This window comes from Microbacterium sp. BF1, assembly GCF_019279095.1.
Taxonomy (GTDB): Bacteria; Actinomycetota; Actinomycetes; order Actinomycetales; family Microbacteriaceae; genus Microbacterium; species Microbacterium maritypicum.
On the sequence record NZ_JAGYWT010000291.1, the window covers coordinates 1 to 3,117 of the forward strand.

General features: G+C 68.5%; 2 protein-coding genes and 3 pseudogenes. 4 read left to right on the top strand and 1 reads right to left on the bottom strand.

The genetic code is table 11. From position 1 onward, the window contains the following. The 3 genes and pseudogenes from KZA10_RS10705 to KZA10_RS10715 form a co-directional block, all read left to right on the top strand. A pseudogene (locus tag KZA10_RS10705) lies at window positions 1-418 on the top strand (ROK family transcriptional regulator); the annotation flags it as partial. A gap of 49 nt (window positions 419-467) precedes the next feature. Beyond that, the gene (locus KZA10_RS10710) at window positions 468-1,397 is read left to right on the top strand and encodes a polysaccharide deacetylase family protein (RefSeq protein ID WP_218682870.1); all 930 of its coding nucleotides are present in this window, start codon (window positions 468-470) and stop codon (window positions 1,395-1,397) included. Between the two features lie 98 nt (window positions 1,398-1,495). Next, window positions 1,496-2,095 (top strand): annotated as a pseudogene (locus KZA10_RS10715) (MFS transporter); the annotation flags it as partial. A gap of 57 nt (window positions 2,096-2,152) precedes the next feature. On the opposite strand, the pseudogene KZA10_RS10720 reads toward KZA10_RS10715, so the two are convergent. Next, a pseudogene (locus KZA10_RS10720) lies at window positions 2,153-2,554 on the bottom strand (trimeric intracellular cation channel family protein); the annotation flags it as partial. A 34-nt stretch (window positions 2,555-2,588) separates the two neighbouring features. Between KZA10_RS10720 and recO the strand changes: the two are divergent. Next, window positions 2,589-3,117: DNA repair protein RecO (gene recO / locus KZA10_RS10725; protein WP_308289647.1), on the top strand; the 529-nt coding region annotated here is incomplete at its 3' end.

The window sequence follows — 3,117 nt, forward strand, 5'->3', positions numbered from 1 at the left end:
CATCCCGATCGGTGCGCCCCTCGTGGGCGACGCGGTCGTGGGCGACCTGGCCCTCGGCGCCGGCCGCGATCCCGGGGCATCTTTCGCCGATCATCTGGAGGCGGCCGTCCGCGGAGACGCTGCGGCGTTACGGATCGTGTCCGAGATCGCTCGACGCATCGTTCTCGTGGCCGGCAGCGTGGGGCTGGTGCTCGATCCGGAAGCATTCATCCTCAGCGGCGAAGCAGCTCATCCGGCACTCGTCGCCGCGATCGTGCGGATCGCCGGCGAGTACGAGGCGCAGCTTCCCCTGCGGTTCCTCGTCTCCTCCTTCGGTCCGGAGGCTCCGCTGGTCGGCGCCGTCAACGAAGCGGCCGTTGCGCTCCGAGGCGAACTCTTCACCCGCATCCTCACGCCCGCCTCCCAGGCTGGCCGTTGAACACCACCCGTCCGAGCACCGCCGCTCGAATCACCCGACAGGATCCTCGATGACCGCACCTTCCGACCTCGCCGATCGACTCGGTCTCGCGCCCGGTGCGCGGGCGATCATCCTCAATGCGGATGATTTCGGCATGTGCCATGCGGCCAACACCGCCATCATCGACCTGCTCACAGCCGGACGCATCGACTCGACGACCGTGATGGTCCCGTGCTCGTGGTCACCGGCAGCGCTCGCCTTCGCGGCCTCCCGCACTGACCTCGACGTCGGCGTGCACCTCGTTCTCACCAGCGAATGGGCCCGCTACCGGTGGCGCCCGCTGACAGGTACCGCCACGAGCCTCGTCGACGCCGCCGGCTTCTTCCCGACCGACGTCCTGTCCGTCGAGCAGAACGCCACCGATGACGATGTCGCCGCCGAACTCGCCGCCCAGTTGCAGACCGCGCTCGACGCCGGTGTCGACGTGACGCACCTCGACAATCACATGGGCTCGGTCTACGGGCTCGTGACCGGCCGAGGCTTCCTCCGCCCGGTGTTCGAGCTCGCCGCACGACACGGTCTCCCGTTCCGGCTGCCGCGCAGCATGGACGGGGTCGGCGAGGATTCCGCGCTGCAGGCCCAACTCGACGATGCGGCGGCAGCCGCCGATGCAGCCGGCGTCGAGATCATCGATCGGCTGTGGTCGCACCCGTTCGAGCTCCTGCGCGAGGGCACACCGGATGAGGAGACGTACGAGCAGATGCGCGACGGCTTCATCGCGCTGCTGCGAGCGGCGCCGGCCGGAGTCACCGAGATCTACCTGCATCCGATGGTCGACGACGACGAGCTCCGCGCGGCTGTCGACTTCAGCGCGGCGAAGCGCGGCTACGAACTGCGACTGCTGAGCGATCCGGCCGTGCTGCAGGCGATCGAGGATGAGGCACTCGTGCGCATCGGCTGGCGCGACCTGCGTGACCTGCAAAGAGGGGACGCCCGGTGACGTCGCTGAGCGAGCGGGTGCGCGACCGACGTCTGGACGCGGCGCCGACCAGAGCGCAGACGATCGCCTTCGGCGCCTCGGGCTTCCCGACGCAGCTCATGGCGCAGACGTTCTCGGCCTTCGTCGTCTACTTCTACGTCTCTCACCTCGCCGTTCCCGCCGGATGGGTGGCGGTCGCGATGATCGCCCACGGCATCCTGAACGCGGTGCTGAACCCCGTCGTGGGCACGGTGTCCGACCGGCTGCGCACACCGTGGGGCCGGCGCATCCCCTGGATCGGCGTGGGTATCGTGCCGCTCGTCGTCGCGTTCGCGCTGGTGTGGATGCCGCCAGAGCTCCCCGTGAGCGGCCTCATCATCTGGTTCCTCGTCGTCGTCGCCGTATACGACGTGGCCTTCGTGGTCGTGGTGCTGAACATCTCCGCGCTGTTCCCCGAGATCTTCCGCACCACCGAAGAGCGCGCCCGCGGCAACGTGCCACGTCAGATCTTCGCGATCCTCGGCATGGTCCTCGGAACAGCCGGTGCGCCGGCGCTGTACAGCGCGCTCGGCTGGCCGGGCATGGCCCTGGTGCTCGGCGCCGTCTGCCTGGTGCTGCTCGTGTGGTCGTTCTTCGGGGGGATGATCGAGCGGCGGGTTCCGGAGGCAGCTTCGGAGGCCATGCGCTGGGGCGACCAGCTGACGTACACCTTCCGCAACCGCGCGTTCGTCCCCTACGTGCTCGGGTCGCTGTTCGTACAGACCTCGATCGCCGTGAGCGCAGACGCCGATGAAGACGGCCGGCACCTCGGGGATGCCGAATGCGAGGGCCTTGCTCGTCCCGAAAGCGCCGAACATGCCGATCACCACGGCATCGAGCACGACGATCGCCGTGTTCAGGCGGGTGAAGAGGCCGGACAGCAGCATCCCGAGGAGCGCGGCGCCGCCTGCCGTCACCAGATACCACTGGTTCTGGAGCGTCGCGGGCGTCTGCCCGAGCAGGATGTCGCGGATCAGACCTCCGCCCATGCCGATCATGATGCCGATGATGGCGACACCCAGCCAATCGAGCCGACGCTGGCCCTGGAACCCCGATGCGAACATCGCGCCCTGGACCCCGCCGAGGCCGACGCCGAGCAGGTCCGCCCACAGCGGAATGGTGAAGAGCGGTTCGGTCACGCGTCCATTCTCGCGCACGGAGGATAATCGAAGGGTGCCCACCTATCGAGACGAAGCGGTGATCCTGCGCACCCACAAACTCGGTGAGGCGGATCGCATCGTCACGATGCTCTCGCGACGCCACGGCAAGGTCAGGGCGGTGGCCAAGGGCGTGCGCCGGACGTCGTCGAAATTCGGTGCCAGGCTCGAGCCGTTCATGGTGGCCGACGTGCAGCTCTACCAGGGCCGCTCCCTCGATATCGTGCAGCAGGCCGAGTCGCTCGGCTCCTACGGAACGGACATCGCCGCGCACTACGACCGCTTCACCGCGGCGAACGCCATGGTCGAGACCGCCGACCGCCTGAGCGACGCGGAGGCGACTCCCGATCAGTACCTGCTCCTCGTGGGTGGACTGCGGGCGCTGTCGCGCGGAGAGCACGTCGCCCGGAGCATCCTCGATTCGTATCTCCTGCGGGTCATGTCGTGTCGAGCCGTCGGGACGCAGCGCCTCGACGACCGAGACCGCATCGCTCTCGGTCATGCCGTTGCGATGAGCGATCTCGAGCAGTCCGACGAGGTCGACG